The organism is Pseudoalteromonas sp. APC 3250, assembly GCF_030407915.1.
GTDB lineage: Bacteria > Pseudomonadota > Gammaproteobacteria > Enterobacterales > Alteromonadaceae > Pseudoalteromonas > Pseudoalteromonas tetraodonis.
Genome location: NZ_JASDCM010000003.1, coordinates 240,077 through 257,724, shown reverse-complemented (window position 1 = coordinate 257,724; position 17,648 = coordinate 240,077). Strand labels below are relative to the sequence as shown.

Genomic DNA, 17,648 nt, shown 5'->3' with positions numbered 1-17,648 from the left:
ATGTTAACAGTAATTTTTGGCCGTGAAGGCTGCCCTTTTTGTGTTCGCGCTAAAGATGTTGCAGAGCAACTTGCTAATGATCGCGATGATTTTAAATACCGCTACATCGACATCATCAAAGAAGGTATCAGTAAGGAAGATTTAGAGAAGTCTGCAGGCAAACCATGCCCAACCGTACCGCAGATTTTTGTAGACCAAACTCATATTGGTGGATTCACTGAATTTGAAGCTTATGCTAAAGAAAACCTAGGCCTTTACCAGTAATTTTGTAGACAGAGTGTTAACCAGCTCAATTAACGCACAATTGAAGCTGGTTAAATTTCGACCAACATCAAACACATATAAATTAGTTGTAATTTATACAAGCATTTGCCTCGCATTTCCTATACAATGCGCGCCTCTTTAAATTCGTTGAGGCGTATTAATGTCAGAACCAGTCACGTTTGAATCTCTAAATCTTTCTCCTGCAATTTTAAAGGCAGTTGAAGAGTTGGGTTACAAGACACCATCTGAAATCCAAGCTCAATGTATACCGTTATTGCTAGAAAGAAAGGACGTACTGGGACTAGCACAAACGGGTACAGGTAAAACAGCAGCATTTGCACTGCCATTACTAAATAATATTGACCCGTCTGTGAAACAGCCACAGATCCTTGTACTCACACCTACCCGTGAGCTTGCGATCCAAGTAGCTGAGGCATTTGAACAATATGCAAAACACACTCGTGGTGTTGAAGTATTGGCACTTTATGGTGGCCAGAGCTACAGCATCCAGCTGAGCGCACTTCGTCGTGGCGCACAGATTATCGTTGCTACACCAGGTCGCTTAATCGATCACATAAACCGTGGCACTATCAAGTTTGATGCTTTACAAGCCCTTGTACTTGATGAAGCCGATGAAATGCTACGTATGGGCTTTATCGATGATGTAGAAAGCATCATGGAAAAAACACCGCGTGAAAAGCAAACATGTCTTTTCTCTGCGACTATGCCTAAGCAAATTCAAAACATCAGCAGCAAATATATGAATAACCCTGAACAGGTTCATATTTCTGCGCGCAACTCGACTGTATCATCAGTTGAGCAAGTGTTTTGGAATGCCCATGTTCATAAAAATAAAGCGATTGTTCGTTTCTTAGAAGCTGAACAATATGAAGGTGCTATTGTTTTCGTACGTACGCGTAACGACACAGTGCAACTTGCTGAGTTATTAGAGCGCGAAGGTTTCTCTGCAGCGCCACTTAACGGTGACATGAACCAGCAAGCGCGTGAGCGCACGGTTGATCGTTTAAAAAGCGGCATGCTAAACGTTGTTATTGCAACAGACGTAGCGGCACGTGGTCTTGATGTAGACCGTTTAAGCTTAGTTATCAACTACGACATTCCACAAGACTCTGAAGCCTACGTTCACCGTATCGGCCGTACAGGTCGTGCTGGTCGTACTGGTAAAGCGATTCTTTTCGTTAAGCATAACGAGCGTTATTTACTTAAAAATATCATTCGTCATACTAAATCTGAAATCGCACAAGTTGAATTACCTACAGCTAAAGTTGTTGAAGAAAAACGTATCAATGCCTTACAAGAAAAGCTTACGCTTGCTCTTGAAAACAAAGATATTACTTTCTTCAATGAAGTGGCTGCTAACATGGCACAAAAACTTGAGCTTGCTCCTGAAGACTTAGCGGGTGCGTTACTGTGTTTAGCACAGCAACAATCACCAATTAAAGTTGAAGAAGTTAAGATTCAACCGCGTGAGCGTAACGAACGTAATGATCGTAATCCTCGTAGCAATGACCGTGGTCGTCGTAACGAACGCCCTGAACGCGGTGGTGAACGCCCTGAGCGTAAACCACGCGAGCGTAACAGCCGTGATGCAGGCCCTATGGATACATACCGTATCGAAGTAGGTCGTGAGCATGGTGTTCAGGTCAAGAACATTGTTGGCGCAATTGCTAACGAAGCAGACATTTCAAGCAAGTTTATTGGTGACATTCGTCTTCACGACAGTCACAGTACGGTACAATTACCGCAAAACATGCCTAAAGATGTACTTGATCACTTCCAGAAAGTGTTTATTTGTAAACGCCCAATGGGTATGACATTAACACAAGATCAAGGCCCTTCTGAGCCACGCGGCGAGCGTTCTGAACGCCCTGCTGGTGACAAGAAGCGTAGCTTTAATAAAGATGGTCAACGCCCTGATAAGCGTAGCGGCCCTCGTAAAGAACGTCGCCCAGTTAGCTTTACCGCTAAGTAAGCAACGACTCTTTAGAAAAAAGCCTTGGCATGAAAGTGCCAAGGCTTTTTTGTGTCTGGAATTCAGCTATCAGCTTAATTTCCCTAACTTGAAGCCGCAAGCCAGTATTAGGTACTTAACTAACATATTGAATTAAAATATATTTTTTCTCTAACCAGAGATTGCAGTGAAAACAAGGCGAAATTACGCGTCAATTACTAGCCTATTGTAAGTAAATTCAACGCAATGAGCGTTGAAAAAGCTGCTTGAGATAGCTTTATTACCCAATAACTCAGATTACTTAATGTGTATAAACATGTTTTCTTTGATTTTTAAAACAATAAAATTTATGTAAACTAAGTAAAGGCTATAATTCATGGACGAATTAAAAATTGAAAAGAAATTACGACAACTTACTCTTTGTAGCAATAATGTTCCCTATTTTATTATGTATCATTATTCCTATCTTAATGGACTTTACAGATCCACCATTTATCACAAATGAAATATACGACGTTATTTTCTTTATAGCATTCCCTATTATTTGTGGCGCATCATTCATCTATTTAAATATACTTGTATTCAATAAATATAGACGCTGCAGTAAATACAGGGAGCATCTTAAATATAGTTTTTCAGATACAAAAACGAAATTATCATTAATATTCGCGTACCCATTAATCCCTTTGTTAATCTATGCAAGTCTCTATTTTTTATTCTCTGCCCCCATTAAATTATGGGCTTACTACACGCAAGGCGACTATTGGTATAATGAATATATCCTAACTGATGTACAAAAGTGTGGTTCTGATTATGAAGATAGTTGTACTCGTTTATATTTTAAAGATCCTAAAACAAACGAAACTCATGATTTTAGATGGTACGAAGATAAGTCTACAATAATCAATAACAAAAACGATTATGTTTATATTCTTGGTGAGGCCAGTTTGTTTGGCTATATAGTGAGAGATTTAGAAAGGTAACTTAGACTTACTTTGAATATTACAGCACTTTTATATAAACCTCACTCGAGTGAGTGAGGTTTATGAATCAAGATTTAAGTTAAGGCGCTACTGCTGGGTACACGTAGCTGGCATCAAGCCCTAATGGGATACCTAGTGCCCAGTAGCCTAGCAAGAAGATACTCCAGCCAATCATAAAGGCGATTGAATACGGTAGCATCATCGCGATAAGCGTACCTATGCCTGTGCCTTTAACGTATTTTTGACAGTACACCACAACTAGTGGGAAGTATGGCATGAGCGGGGTGATAATATTAGAGCTAGAATCTCCCACACGGTACGCCGCTTGCGTTAAGTCTGGCGAAATACCGAGTTGCATTAGCATAGGCACAAATACCGGACCTAATAGTGCCCACTTAGCCGAACTTGAACCAACAAATAAGTTTACAAAACCAGTTAAGAAAATAATCCCTACGACCGTTACAGAGCTCGGTAACTCCATTGCTTTTAATACTTGAGCCCCTTCAATTGCCAGCAATGCACCTAGGTTTGATTTACTAAATGCAGCAATGAATAATGAACAAAAGAATGCCATAACAATGTAATACGCCATACCATTCATGGCTTTGCTCATTGCATCTATCATGTCTTTAGAGGTTTTAAAGGTGCCTACGGTAAAACCATATACTGCTCCTGGGATCCAAAATAACAAAAATATCAGCGGTACTATTGATTGCATTAGTGGTGAGCTAAAGTTTGTTAAAGAGCCATCGCTGCTGCGCATCGCTGAATCAGCTGGTGCAGATACATACGCTAATAACGCAATACCTGCAATCATTACGGAACTAGCAATAAAAAAGGCGCGCTTTTCGTCACTGCGCGCATCTTCAAATGCTGGTAGGTCTTGAGTTTCGCCATCAACGGGTGAATTTTTTAAACGTGGTTCAATAATTTTATCAGTGATATACCAACCTAGCATCACAATAAATAAACTTGATGCTGAAGCAAAGCCCCAGTTATTAAGCGGGTTAATGCTCATTGTTGGATTAATAATTTGTGCTGCACTTTGCGTAAAGCTTTGCAGTAATGGGTCAATTCCAGATGGAATAAAGTTAGCCCCAAAGCCACCACTTACCCCGGCAAATGCCGCTGCAATACCGGCAAGGGGATGACGACCTGCTGCAAAAAATATTACCCCAGCAAGTGGAATAACCAGCACATACCCTGCATCGGTAGCCGTATGGCTCACAATAGCCACTAAAATAATTGAGGGTGTTAGTAATTTTCTAGGCGTTACTTTGAGCATTAATTTAAGGCCGGTATTAATAAAGCCCGAATGCTCTGCAACGCCCACACCTAGCATTGCAACCAGCACTACACCCAGTGGTGCAAAACCGGTGAATGTTTTTACCATAGAAGATAAAAAAGTGGCCAACGAATCGCTGGCAAGCATGTTATTAATGATAATGGCTTCGCCAGTACGAGGGTCTATTGCATCAAATGTGACGCTTGAAAACCACCAAGACAAAAACCAGATTAATAACATGGCAAACAAAAAGATAATTGCTGGATCAGGCAGCTTATTACCTACCCGCTCAACAAAATTTAAAAATCGCGCAACTATGCCCGTTGGCATTGTCGCATCATTATTGTTATTCATTTCACTTGTTCCCTAGAATTTAGACTGTGCTACTTTAGCGTATCTAAGGAATGAGGTAAATTTTAACTGAATAAACAAGTTCTTTTTTAGGCACAAAAAAACGCGGCTCAGTGGCCGCGCAGTTATAAATGAATAAAAAAGCTTATGCGAGTGCTTTTACTTCATCCCATATTCTTACTACGAGTGCTTTATCGTCTTCATTAAGTTCGCCATTGCGATAGGCTTTTACTAGGCTTTTTTCAACGGTGTCGTTTAGCTCAGTAATTTCTAAATTTAGCTCCTCAACTTGGGCATACCCTACCGCTAAATCAAAGTGACCACGTAAATAACCGCCGGCAAATAGCTCATCATCAGTGGCTTTAATCACTAAGTCATCAAAATATTGCTGCGCAGCATCTATGTAATTTACTAAACTCATGTGTTACTTCTCCTCAAGGTGCAGCCCATCTTGATGACCTACTGCATACATAATATGGTCGTTAAACCCACTGGTTACACGGATATAACCGCTTAATTCATCATCTAACTCGCTATCGCCGGTATCACAAATTAGCGGTCGGCCATTTAAAGCCTGTAATTTTGTTTTAGTAGCCACAACAATAATATTATCGCGGCCTATCGCTTTAATTAACGCAGGACTGAGTTGTTGATTACCTCGACCAAAAATATGCCCTTGACCGCCAATTAGAGTGATCACTAATTTTGTCTCACGCCCTGTCGTAAGTTCAAGTAATTGTTGAGCTGTTAAGTCTTGGCCTACTAAAGCTTGATCTTCAACTAAATCAACACCGAGCAGCGTATTCTCAAGCCCCATTTCTTCCATCACCGCGCCAACGGTAGAGCCACTGCCCATTACATAGAGGGTATCGGCATCCATTTCACTGACCACATAAGCGGCAATATCAGCAAGTACCAATTCATCGGTTTCTTTACCGCCATTTTTAACCGCTTGTACATAGCGCACTTCACTGGGTACTTGCATTTCGCCATAACGTTTTGCTTTTACTGTTCCTTGGCGAAAAGCCACTTCATCAATGTCCATGACATCGGCATCGCTTAATGTTACCAGCTCACCTTTTACCAGCATTTCAACTACACGGCCTGCGGCTTTTGGCGTTATGGCATATACTCCAGAGTGAATTTTACACCCTGCAGGAATGCCCAACACAGGTACAGAGTCTTCTACCGCATGGCAAATATTACGTGCAGTGCCATCACCACCAGCAAATAAGATTAAATCTACACCTTGTTGCTGTAATAAACGAGCTGCCGCTTCGGTATCGTCACTGGTTGTGGGTGAGTTACTTTGATAAACCACTTGCGTATTAAAGCCCAACGCTTTTGCTGTTTGCTCCCCCATTTCATTATTAACAGTATAAATAGTAATATTTGACTGATGAGGTACAAGCACTTCAAGTGCAGCTTTAGTGCGGCTATTTGATTTAGGCTCAGCGCCTAATGCAATGGCTTTAGCGGCGGTGTCTTCGCCGTCACTGCCTTTTAACGCCACGCTACCGCCCAATCCTGCAACCGGGTTTACAATCAGTCCTAACTTAAACTGCATCTTTTAGCTCCTCGGGAGAATGCCATGAAAACTGCGCAGCATTTAAAGGCCACGTTGTGTTATAAAATTTACACAGTGTTTTTAGTAACCTTGTAGTACGTGGGTTAAATTCGTCTTGCAGCAGCTGTAATAACTTTGCATGTACACGCGATTGAAACGCAAATCGACAGGTTTGTTCACCATTTAAATTATCTACCGATACGTTAAAATCAAATCCCGCGGCCACACTGAGCGCCCACTCTATTGCTTGGGGTTTTACCTCTACAGATTCAAACTCTGCTTGCTGTGAAGCATCGCGCCCGTCGGGGCAATACCAATAACCATAATCTTCAACTAAGCGGCGCTGAGAACCTGCCACTAACCAATGGGCTATTTCGTGCAGCGCACTGGCGTAAAAACCATGGGCAAATACAATTTGATGATAAGGCGTTGTATCATTTGCGGGAATGTAGATAGGCTCGTGCTCACCTTTTACCAAACGCGTATTATAGCTTTGGAAAAAAGTGTGTTCGAAAATAGAAATTAAATCCGCTATTTGATGCATAAATATTTCGTATACTCGTTTGAACCCGATGCTTTACAGCCATATAAAACTAATATAAAGCGCACTAAAAACGAGGCGAATTGTACGTACTTTTCTGCACAAAGTAAAAAGCTAGCAATTTAAAGCGATGTTCACATAAATCTCTTTAAGTTTACACACGCTGAGTCATGCTCATTGTTGTTATGACAAGTATTGAGAGATATCTACCTCATCTATTTGTTCAGCACTGAGGTAGCGTTTAGCGTAATCAAGATAAATACCTGAACTTAAAAACAGTTCAAACACGGCTTTATCAACATGATGATCGGCCACCATTTTGGCTAATATACTCATCGACTCGCTGAGTGTTTTTGCCTTTTTATAGGGCCTGTCGGCCGCCGTTAGGGCTTCAAAAATATCAGCTAGCACCAATACTCGTTCTGGTATCGATAAGTCATCCGCATTGAGTTTACGCGGATAGCCTGTGCCGATTAATGTTTCGTGATGGGTAGAGGCATAACGCGGGACACGCTCCAACTCTTTAGGGAACGGCAGTGTATCGAGCATACGTATCGTACTTATCATGTGCTCATTAATTTTAAACCTATCCTCTTTAGTAAGAGTGCCTCTTGAAACTGTTAAATTATAAAGCTCCCCTAGGTTATATTTATATTTACATGGGGCAATTTTAATCCCTAAACGCTCATCATATTCAATCGGCTTATCATGAGGAATTAAGTGCCAAGGTTTATCACTGAGTAATTTTTCTGTGATGGGAAGCGTGTCACCCGTCCCTTCATAGCGATACATTTCTACTGGTGAAAGCCCCAACTTATCGTCAAAATGACGCTGCCAAGTAATATTACTCAACGCAGTTAAACGCTCAAGGGCAGCTTCTGTGATTTTTTCGCCGCCAATATTACATTGTGCAATAAAAGCAAAGTCGTCCAGCAACTGTTGCTGTTTAGCTGCCAACTGCTTGGTTAAGTCGAGCTGATTTTGAGGACTGTGTTGCAATGATTTATAGTAATCAAGTTCGGCATCTCGCCAAAGTACCTCAAAACGCGTTCTAATTTCATGAATACGATTATAAATAGTCTCCAGCTTAGTGCCTTTATCAACTATGTGCTCTGGAGTGGTTATTTTACCGCAATCATGTAGCCAAGCGGCTAAACTAAATTCTTCAACCTCATCATCATTTTTAAACTTAAACCCTTTAAAAGCGGGTAACTCTGACTCTGAAGCGGCCTTAGCAAGCTCAATACCGAGTTCAGGTACGCGCTCGCAATGCCCCGCTGTATAGGGAGATTTATCATCAATGGCTTGTGCTATTAACTCGATAAACGACGCCATGAGTGCTTTTTGACTGTCTTCATGTTGCTGTATCGACTTACTCATATCAACCATAGAGTAAGCTAACGTATTAATTTCTTTAATATGACTTTTTAAAGTCGAGACTTGTTTAAACTGCCGATTTTTAATTTTATTGTTTTCACCCACCAGCGTTTTAATAGGACCGACAATGGGGGATGCAAAAAACCACGACACTGGTAACATCATAATTAAGCAGGCAACCGTAATTATTATTGAAAGCTTTATTTTTTCTCTTGTGGAGCTCAATACATCTTCTTTAGAAACCATAATGGCTAAATAGCCCGTACTAGCTAGCGCTAAATAATCAGATAGTGGCTTAATAAAAACATACTGTTCTTTACCATTAATGTTCACTAACTGTAGCTTAGAGAAGTTACTATCATCATCCAATAAAGTGATTAATTGCTCATCAGGAACAGTGCCTACAATTTTTGATTTTTTCCCTGAGTTAGTATTGAGCCATTTATCACTAAGCTGTTGTTTAAATTGCAGAGGAAGTTGCGTGGCGGCGTAATCAAACAAAGCTTTTAATTGTGCGTCTTGGTTTTGAAACAATAAATGGTAGTCATTTGAAAAAAGCGCGGCACTGTCTTCATCAAGCGGATTGTACTGGATCCCCTCAATAAAAAATTGCTGCTGTATATATTGCAATACGGCTTTGCTGTCTATTCCCGCATAAGTATCACCATTGGCAACATGCATTAACAACGCCTTTGTGTTGGGAACTTCCACGAGGTTAATTTCTGGAAATTGCGCTCGTAATATTTTTACAATTGACCAGCCCTCTCCCACCGCAACTGACTTACCAGCAAGTTGCTGCATATGGGTAATTGGTGGATTGTTTTGTTGATTAACAATACTCAAAGGCAAACTTACCATGGGTGTGCTGAGCATACCCAATGCATTATTCGATGCTGTATTAAGTACCGGATGAATCACATCTATCTGCTTATTTTCAAATAAATTAAGTAATTCTTGCCAACTGAGTCCATTAATATAATTAACCTTAATACCCAACAGTTCAGCAATCGCATTTATATATTCAACACTGTAGCCTTTAGGCTTACCACTGACACTAAAATCCATAGGTGCCCAATTGGTTTCATTTGAAACTGTGATAGTAGGATATTTGGCAACTATTTTTTGCTGTTGCTCATCCAGTACCAACCGATTTAGCCTTGCCTCAACCGTTGAGCTAAAGGGCTGATTTGATGCAATAATTTCTCCTTCTCGGTTATAAATAAGTAACTGTGTTGAGCTGTGCATCTCCAAACGCTGTTGCTGTTCGATTAAATAATTAGACATGTTATCAACGATAATCCCTAAGCCAAGCACATGGTTTTTACCTGCTATCTTAATCGAATACGTTTGCCCAGAGGTTTGTAAATGGGTAAATAGATAAGGCTTGGTTTTGTTTACTTGCTGTGAGTTTGCTTGCTTAAACCATGCTTGCTCGCGGGGATCAAAATACGTCGGTTTTTTGGTTTTTTCTCTTAAGCTAAATGACGCATCAAAATAAAGCGTTTGCTGTATTCTTTGCCCTTCTTCAGATTTTATTTGAATAACGACCCAGCGGTCATTATCAGTTGCACCAAGGCGCTGACGAACCATCGCACTACTTTCAAGATTAATAACCTCAAAAAAGTCACCATTGTTATAGCCCATATAAAAAGCATAAAACAAAGGGTTCAAATCCATCATTTCACTTAATACATTTCGTAGCTCTGTTTTATCTGAAAGGTTTTCACCGACTAACGAGGTGTTTTTTACCATCATATATAAAGTATTTTCAGATTTTTCATTAATGCGTGTTAGGTAATCAGCAACCGATTGAGTGGTCATATTAAAGTGTTGCACATTCGACTCGAGCGCCATTTTTTCACTGAAATAATACTGTAAGCTCGTGGCTATAATAGCGGTAATAGACGTTGCCAACACAAATACTGCCACAACCGTCAAACGAATAGAAAAGCGTACTGTTTTTGTTAACTTTTTAAGCGCTTTAAATATCATTGAACGTTCCTTGCGACACTTTTAAAAGCAGTAAATATACGTCGTTGAAAATTGCAATTTAGCAATATTCAAAGCCTATGAAGTAAGTTAATCATTAATTGTTTGAGCTAAAATAATATTAGTCACAAAATCAGAAATTTAAAAACTTTATGCCTTTATTTACTGAACATCTAATTGCGCTTACCATATGCAAACTAAAAACCTAAATGAATACACTCTTATGGTTAAACAACACACCACTAAAGCATGGCCAATTAGCATTCTTACTTTTTTAGCGCTACTGAGTGCCTCTGCCAATAGTTATGCAAAAAGCGTGAGTATTAACGTGTTTGCTATTCCCTCTTTGCCAATTGTTGAGCTCATGGCTACAACCAGCAATGAACTAGCCAAACAGCAAATAACCACGTTTTATCAGCAAGGCTTACCCGTGCATGCCACATTATATTTGACTGATTATCCGCAAGAGGCACAAAATGAAATTAAGCAGGTGGTGGAGCGTATTGTAAAGAAACATCAACCTTTTGAAATTAAAGCCAATGGGTTTAGTATATCTGCCAGTAATTGGGCCTTTATAGACTTAGAAAAATCTTATCAGTTACAACGCTTAGCCGATGAAGTGACACTTAAACTTGAGCCACTTCGCGATCATCAAGCGCCAGTACCAAGTTGGGTAAAGCATTACCCTAATAAACTCGTGGCCTTTGAGCGTTATGGTAGCCCAAATGTGTTTCAAAACTTTCAGCCACATTTAACCCTACTTGCAAATGAGCAAAACCCTGCATTGGCTGCGTTTAATAAAGTCATGCAAGCTGAGCCACCGCAAGCACAAGGTGAAATAATTGGGATTGGAATTGGAATTTCTGATCAGTTTGGGCAACAAAAACAAGTCATCGCTAAGTACTTCTTTGATACCAAATAAATAGTTAATAACGGGGCTAATTACACATTTAATAACTTAAATGGTTTATGGATTTGTGGTTAGCTTATCGGTTAAATGCTTTTTAAGTATGCGGGTATTGCGCGTATTTGCTTTGAACATGGCATCAAAAATATCTCCAAAAAATGGAATAAACCCACCTACAAAATCAACTAACATGTTTAAAATAATCCGGCTTTTTACTCGCTTACTAACACCTAATCGCTGCGCTTCAATTAGTACATACCCAGATAAAATAAGCCCGGCTAAATCGCCTACCACTGGCAATAGCCCAATCAATGATTCGACACCGAAACTAAATTTTGTAAACGGAATACCAATGCTGCTGTCGGTAAAGCGGCTAAACTCTTCAAGCCGTTTTATGGTGGCTTTATATTCAGCTTGTGTAACGTGAGATTGATTATTTTTTTGCATAATGACTGCTCTTTATTTTTAGGTGCGCTAAGCACATGGAAATTATTGAGCGGCAATATAGATGTATAGCCTGTACATAATAAACGCGCTAATTCTCACTAAAAGTATCAAAGTTCGAGGTTATATAAAAGCTTACTGTTGATTCATTATAAATACGTGTACTCTCACTTTTAAAGTCCAATAATATGCAAGGATTGCCTATGAATAAATCTAGCTATAGCCCTCGATTCATTACGTTATTCATTTTTGTTTGTATGATTATTTTCCCAGCCATTAGTCAAAGAGAAGATATGTTTAGCTGGTTCAAAAAGAAAAAAGAAGTATTTTTAAGCCCTGAAGTCAATGGTATTGTTACAAAAAATGGCACACCAGTTGCCAACTTAGAAATAATTCGCTCATTAATCTACATAGATGAAAAAGTCCACCGAGATACTGTAAGCACAGATCAAAATGGACGTTTTCACTTTCCTAAAAAAACGATTCTTTCCTCAATACCCAATAAGCTAATAGTTGAAAACCGTGTTTCGCAAGAAATTTTTATTGAAAGCGAAAGCACTTTAATTCCATTATGGGTTGCAAACCAATCAGGAATTAAAGAAATCCCCGAGTATAGTGAAAAATTAGCATTCCTAGAGTGTGAATTAACTAATAAACGCGTTGCTTTTGAATTTAAAAAAAATAATAACGAACACTTAAATTATGTAGCATCGAGTATTTGTCGTTGGGAAACAGACTATATGCCATATTGGTTATATGACGGAGATAGAGAGTATAGAATTAATAATGGTGATTTTAATAACTTAACTGAACGTAACATCAAGGAGGATTAACATGGAAAAAGTCCAAGTATTATTACCCCCAAATATAGCTGCCACTATAGCGACCAGAGTTTACGATATAAGAACCTCTTCGTCATTTAAAGAGGAATTAGGACAAAGTTTTGACAGAGATTTTAAAATCACCAACAACCAAATTAAAGGTGTTAGTAGTGGCTTAATCAATCAACTTCTAAATCTGGCTGCTCAAATTACAGGCTCTCTGAAAGGTTAAAAAAGTGGGCATTTCACTTTACATGTGTTTTATTCTCAATTAGAGTTCCATAAAAATACGCAAGGATTGCCTATGAATAAATCTAGCTATAGCCCTCGATTCATTATCTTATTAATTCTTGTTTGTGTGATTATTTTCCCAGCCATTAGTCAAGGAGGAGATATGTTTAGCTGGTTCAAAAAGAAAAAAGAAGTATTTTTAAGCCCTGAAGTCAATGGTGTTGTTACAAAAAATGGCGCACCAATTGCCAACTTAGAGATAATACGATCATTAATGTATTTAGATGAGATTGACCGTCGTGACACTGCAATTACCGATGAAGATGGCCGCTTTCATTTTCCAAAAAAAACAATTTTTTCCTCAATTCCGAATAAACTTATCGTTGAAAACCGTATTTCCCAAGAAATATTTATTGAAAGCGAAAGCACTTTAATTCCATTATGGGTTGCAAACCAATCAGGAATTAAAGAAATTCCCGAGTATAGTAAAAAATTAGCATTCCTAGAGTGTGAATTAACTAATAAATGGGTCCGATTTGAATTTAAAAAAAATAATAACGAACATTTGAATTATATGGCTTCTAGTATTTGTAGGTGGTCAGAAGACTATATCCCAACTTGGATCATGGAAGATGGCGAGGAAAAGTACCGCATACATGATGGTGACTTTAATAAATTAACAGAACGCTTTACAGGAAAGGAAGTCCAATATGAACCCTAAAATTTCACCGAACACAGCTGCGAGTATCGCAGCTCGTGTATATGACATAAGAAAATCAGCGAAGTTCAAAAGTGCATTTCATGACGACTTCACATTAAACTTTAAAGTCACCAACAACCAAATCAAAGGTGTTAGTGGTGGCTTAATCAATCAACTCCTAAACCGAACTACAGGTTTCGCTTTGACTGCAGAAGGTGCATCACAACAATTTAAAGGCCACCATATTATTGGTATACGTGGCACCGTATTTACCTCCTGCGCCGATTGGCTAACAAACCTAAACGTAGCCATTACCCATGGCCCTAAAAACTTAGAGGTGCACTCTGGTTTTGAGAAAGCCTTTACCAGCATGAAGCCGATGTTTGCAAGTTATGTCAAGCAACATAAACCTAAATGTTTGCACCTTGTTGGTCATAGCTTAGGTGGTGCGATTGCCCAACTATCAGCAATATGGGCAAGTGAGCAAGGTATTCCCACTAATTTATATACCTTTGGTGCGCCGAGGGTTGTGCTAAATCATTCGGTGCATTCAGCTGCACATAATATTGGTCAGTACCGTGTAACTCACGGTGCAGATCCTGTACCTTGCGTACCAGCTTGGCCGTTTAGTCATACCTCAAGCGAATACCAAACGGCGATGAATGAAGGGTCTTTTTTTAATATTGGTGCACACTCAATGGAAGAAGATACACCAGGTTATGTTAATACAGTGACAGCATACAAAGACTATGGAAGTATGGAAAGTTCACTAAAAACACTTCACTATAATCATACAGTTTTAAACTATGCTCTGCGCTATAACGTGACATTCTCACTTAGATGGCAGCGAATTATTACTGATGGCTTAATTACTTTTTTAAAGAAAACTGGCCAATACGCCTTTATTTCTGCACAAGCAGGTCTTAGCGTTGGGTTAACTTTTTATGATATTTTAGCGCGATGCTTACATGAATCTGTGGTTAAGTTTGTAGAGCTCACAGAAGAGTTAAAGGGTTTAATTGGCCATATGCTTGCTTTTGTAGGTAAAGCGTCATACGAGGTAGTAGAGCTCACAACTCAATTTATCCGTTGGGTGTTAGGTTTAATGATTAAAAAGCTCTATATGGTTGCGAAACAAGCCATTGACCGTATTTAAGTATAGTCAGTTATGTAAGTGCGGCATCAAATATCAGCCGCATTTATTTTAATTAAAGGCGCTTAAATAGCGCCTTTAATTGGCCCATGTTCGTGGTTAACATGTGGGTTTTGACCGCGTTGACGTAGTAAATGATCCATTAAAGTAATGGCCATCATTGCCTCAGCAATCGGAATAGCACGAATGCCTACACAAGGATCGTGACGACCTTTGGTGATCATCTCAACCGCTTCATTTTCGGTATTAATACTATTACCGGGAATGGTAATGCTTGATGTTGGCTTAAGCGCAATGGATGCGATTATATCTTGCCCTGTAGAAATACCTGCCAATACGCCGCCGGCATGATTTGAGGTAAAACCATCAGGGGTTAACTCATCACGGTGCTCTGAGCCTTTTTGCTCAACCACATCAAAGCCATCGCCAATTTCAACGCCTTTTACAGCGTTGATACTCATTAATGAATGGGCAAGTTCGGCATCTAGCCTATCAAATACCGGCTCACCTAAACCAACTGGCACATTTTTAGCCACTACTTTTACTTTGGCACCCACTGAATCACCTTGCTTTTTAAGCTCGCGCATATATTCATCGAGTGCTTCAAGCTTGCTAACGTCTGGGAAAAAGAATAAGTTATTTTCCACCTCATCCCAATCGTAATTTTCGGCTTTAATTGGCCCTAATTGGCTCAAACACGCACGTACTTCAATACCATGAAATTGCTTTAAATACTTTTTAGCAATAGCGCCTGCGGCAACCCGAATAGCGGTTTCGCGCGCAGATGAACGGCCACCACCACGGTAATCGCGAAGGCCGTATTTGTGCCAGTAGGTATAGTCACCGTGGCCTGGGCGAAATACGTCTTTAATTTTGCCATAATCTTGTGAACGTTGATCGGTATTTTCAATTAATAAACCAATGCTAGTACCAGTGGTTTTACCTTCAAAAACGCCCGCTAAAATTTTGATTTGGTCGCTCTCACGGCGCTGCGTGGTATAGCGACTTTGCCCAGGTTTGCGTCTGTCTAAATCGTGTTGTATGTCGGCCTCAGTGATTTCAAGGCCTGCGGGCGTGCCATCCACTACGCCGCCTAATGCAACGCCGTGGCTTTCGCCAAAGGTGGACACTTTAAATAACTGCCCTATGCTATTACCTGCCATTAACTTTCCTCATTCCTAATGACTTATAGCCGAGGATTAACTCGGCTATTGTTTTGCCCAGCCATTTCGGATGAATGGCTAGTATTAATTGTTACTGTACAAAGTAGGTATCTAGTTGTTGTTTGCTAATAACAAACACCCCTAATCCGCCTTGTTCAAACTCAATCCATTCAAATGGTGCGCCTGGATACAGTGCATCCATATGTACCATAGAGTTACCTACTTCGACAAATAACAAACCGTTATCTGTTAGATGCTCACTAGCTTGATCTAAAATAGTACGTGTTACATCAAGGCCATCGTGTCCCGATGCTAATCCTAGTTCTGGTTCATGGTGGAATTCACGTGGTAAATCAGCCATATCTTCAGCATCAACGTACGGCGGGTTTGCTACGATTAAGTCGTATTTTTGCCCAGGTACACCACTGAATACGTCAGACTGAATCGGTAGTACGCGATCACTTAGTTGATAGTCAGTGATATTAATATCAGCCACTTCAAGCGCTTCATAGGATATATCAACCGCATCAACTTGCGCATTTTCGAACGCTTGTGCCAAGGCAATAGCAATACAACCTGAGCCTGTACATAAATCTAAAATACGCCCTACTGACTCTGGTTTTTCTAACCAAGGGGTGAAGCGATTATTAATAAGCTCAGCAAAAGGCGAGCGAGGAATTAATACGCGTTCATCCACATAAAATGGCATGTTAGCAAACCATGCAATGTTGGTAAGGTAAGGTACTGGGGTAAAATCGTTAATGCGCTCGGCAATCAAGCCCGCTAAACGATTTTTTTCAGTACTGGTTAAACGCGCATGCATCAGCTCTTTGGGTGCATCGATAGGCAAACTAAGCGCTGGTAATAACAAACTTACCGCTTCATCCCATGCGTTATCGGTGCCATGACCAAAGAAAATACCGCTACTTGCAAATTGACTAGTTGTCCAACGAAGCCAATCGTGTAAGGTTGAAAGTTCTGCAACAGCTTCATCTAGGGTTGCTTCTTCTATTAGTAATTCACTCATCAGTATTATCTGCCTGCTACTTTCAAAAAAAATAAACTCAATCGGGGCGCATCATTGGCCCCATGATTGCCCTATTGTATACCCAAGCCACCTCTAGGTGCGAGCGCAGTTAGTATTAAAAGCGATTTAGGTAAGGCTTTGATTGCAAATAATAGTCACTCTATTGTTCAAATCAATAACGCAGTATAAATCGCTTTTTAACTAACCCTAATGGCGCTGTACTATGCACCTCAAAGCTGCTTGGGTATCACACCTTTTTACTCGATTTTTACCGCTTTTTTGTTTAGACTGCCGCTATGAAAAAAGATCCCCACTCAAACAGCCTAATTAGTCCTGACGACATTGACTTGTTTCGTCAAAGTATCAGTGGTGCGCGTGTATTTAAACAAGACACTCACCGTTTTAGCAATAAACCTAAAGTGTCACAAGCGAAGCAATTTGCCCAGCAAAAAAAGCAACAACAGTCAGAATTTTTCTTTTCTGATGAATATGTACCCGATATAGACACGCATGGTACCGTTAATTATGTACAACAGGGTCAGGATCGTTTTTTAGCCAAACAACTTCGTCGAGGGGATTTTATTCCTGATTTAACCCTCGACCTGCATGGCTTAAATAAAGAGATAGCCAAAGATGAACTCGCAGGGCTTATTCATGAGTGTAAAAAAAAGCATTACTATTGTGCCTGTGTTGTACACGGAATTGGCGGCCATATCCTCAGGCATAAAGTACCGCAATATTTAGTGCAACACCCCGATGTAATTGCTATGCACCAAGCTCCGCTTGAGTATGGCGGTAAAGGGGCGGTACTCATATTAATTAACTTACCGCAAAGTGATGAGTTTAGACGCTGAGCACTAGAGCCAATCAATA

General features: G+C 39.9%; 16 protein-coding genes. 8 read left to right on the top strand and 8 right to left on the bottom strand.

The annotated features are described in order from the left end of the window. Both QL986_RS05075 and QL986_RS05070 read left to right on the top strand, forming a co-directional pair. Nucleotides 1–264 (top strand): GrxA family glutaredoxin, encoded by a 264-nt coding sequence (locus QL986_RS05075; RefSeq protein ID WP_008114535.1) that lies wholly within the window; start codon nucleotides 1–3, stop codon nucleotides 262–264. 160 nt (nucleotides 265–424) lie between these two features. Beyond that, complete coding sequence (locus QL986_RS05070) at nucleotides 425–2,257, top strand: DEAD/DEAH box helicase (protein WP_290191282.1); 1,833 nt, start codon at nucleotides 425–427, stop codon at nucleotides 2,255–2,257. Nucleotides 2,258–3,298: 1,041 nt separating this feature from the next. Here QL986_RS05070 and QL986_RS05065 read toward each other — a convergent pair. The 5 genes from QL986_RS05065 to QL986_RS05045 form a co-directional block, all read right to left on the bottom strand. After that, nucleotides 3,299–4,858 (bottom strand): AbgT family transporter, encoded by a 1,560-nt coding sequence (locus tag QL986_RS05065; RefSeq protein ID WP_024602793.1) that lies wholly within the window; start codon nucleotides 4,856–4,858, stop codon nucleotides 3,299–3,301. A gap of 142 nt (nucleotides 4,859–5,000) precedes the next feature. Beyond that, nucleotides 5,001–5,276: a YfcL family protein gene (locus QL986_RS05060; protein WP_024602794.1), complete on the bottom strand. Its 276-nt coding sequence runs from the start codon at nucleotides 5,274–5,276 to the stop codon at nucleotides 5,001–5,003. A gap of 3 nt (nucleotides 5,277–5,279) precedes the next feature. Continuing rightward, on the bottom strand, nucleotides 5,280–6,422 hold the full coding sequence (locus QL986_RS05055) for an ATP-NAD kinase family protein (protein ID WP_024602795.1): 1,143 nt from the start codon (nucleotides 6,420–6,422) through the stop codon (nucleotides 5,280–5,282). After that, nucleotides 6,412–6,966: an elongation factor P hydroxylase gene (locus QL986_RS05050; RefSeq protein ID WP_290191281.1), complete on the bottom strand. Its 555-nt coding sequence runs from the start codon at nucleotides 6,964–6,966 to the stop codon at nucleotides 6,412–6,414. The genes QL986_RS05055 and QL986_RS05050 overlap by 11 nt, the downstream gene beginning before the upstream one ends. Nucleotides 6,967–7,146: 180 nt before the next feature. After that, entirely contained in the window at nucleotides 7,147–10,332 is a 3,186-nt protein-coding gene (locus tag QL986_RS05045; protein WP_024602797.1) for an HD domain-containing phosphohydrolase, read from the bottom strand. A gap of 220 nt (nucleotides 10,333–10,552) precedes the next feature. Between QL986_RS05045 and QL986_RS05040 the strand changes: the two genes are divergently transcribed. Next, on the top strand, nucleotides 10,553–11,251 hold the full coding sequence (locus tag QL986_RS05040) for a 2'-5' RNA ligase family protein (RefSeq protein ID WP_024602798.1): 699 nt from the start codon (nucleotides 10,553–10,555) through the stop codon (nucleotides 11,249–11,251). 45 nt (nucleotides 11,252–11,296) lie between these two features. Here QL986_RS05040 and QL986_RS05035 read toward each other — a convergent pair whose 3' ends face one another. Further along, on the bottom strand, nucleotides 11,297–11,683 hold the full coding sequence (locus tag QL986_RS05035) for a DUF4112 domain-containing protein (RefSeq protein WP_290191280.1): 387 nt from the start codon (nucleotides 11,681–11,683) through the stop codon (nucleotides 11,297–11,299). A gap of 200 nt (nucleotides 11,684–11,883) precedes the next feature. Here QL986_RS05035 and QL986_RS05030 point away from each other — a divergent pair, with 200 nt between their 5' ends. The 4 genes from QL986_RS05030 to QL986_RS05015 all read left to right on the top strand — a co-directional run bounded on the left by QL986_RS05030 (nucleotide 11,884) and on the right by QL986_RS05015 (nucleotide 14,588). Next, nucleotides 11,884–12,513, top strand: coding sequence for a DUF6795 domain-containing protein (locus QL986_RS05030; RefSeq protein ID WP_024602800.1), 630 nt, complete (start codon nucleotides 11,884–11,886; stop codon nucleotides 12,511–12,513). A gap of 1 nt (nucleotide 12,514) precedes the next feature. Then, nucleotides 12,515–12,733 (top strand): hypothetical protein, encoded by a 219-nt coding sequence (locus QL986_RS05025; protein WP_024602801.1) that lies wholly within the window; start codon nucleotides 12,515–12,517, stop codon nucleotides 12,731–12,733. Between the two features lie 72 nt (nucleotides 12,734–12,805). Next, entirely contained in the window at nucleotides 12,806–13,453 is a 648-nt protein-coding gene (locus tag QL986_RS05020) for a DUF6795 domain-containing protein (protein WP_024602802.1), read from the top strand. Further along, complete coding sequence (locus QL986_RS05015) at nucleotides 13,443–14,588, top strand: lipase family protein (RefSeq protein WP_024602803.1); 1,146 nt, start codon at nucleotides 13,443–13,445, stop codon at nucleotides 14,586–14,588. Before QL986_RS05020 ends, QL986_RS05015 begins: the two co-directional genes overlap by 11 nt. Nucleotides 14,589–14,650: 62 nt before the next feature. Here the strand turns inward: QL986_RS05015 and aroC are convergent, their stop codons facing one another. Both aroC and prmB read right to left on the bottom strand, forming a co-directional pair. Further along, nucleotides 14,651–15,748: a chorismate synthase gene (gene aroC / locus QL986_RS05010; protein WP_013464521.1), complete on the bottom strand. Its 1,098-nt coding sequence runs from the start codon at nucleotides 15,746–15,748 to the stop codon at nucleotides 14,651–14,653. A gap of 91 nt (nucleotides 15,749–15,839) precedes the next feature. Then, on the bottom strand, nucleotides 15,840–16,775 hold the full coding sequence (gene prmB / locus QL986_RS05005; RefSeq protein ID WP_024602804.1) for a 50S ribosomal protein L3 N(5)-glutamine methyltransferase: 936 nt from the start codon (nucleotides 16,773–16,775) through the stop codon (nucleotides 15,840–15,842). Nucleotides 16,776–17,071: 296 nt separating this feature from the next. Between prmB and smrB the strand changes: the two genes are divergently transcribed. Continuing rightward, nucleotides 17,072–17,629 (top strand): endonuclease SmrB, encoded by a 558-nt coding sequence (smrB, locus tag QL986_RS05000; RefSeq protein ID WP_016899440.1) that lies wholly within the window; start codon nucleotides 17,072–17,074, stop codon nucleotides 17,627–17,629. Nucleotides 17,630–17,648: the final 19 nt, after the last annotated feature.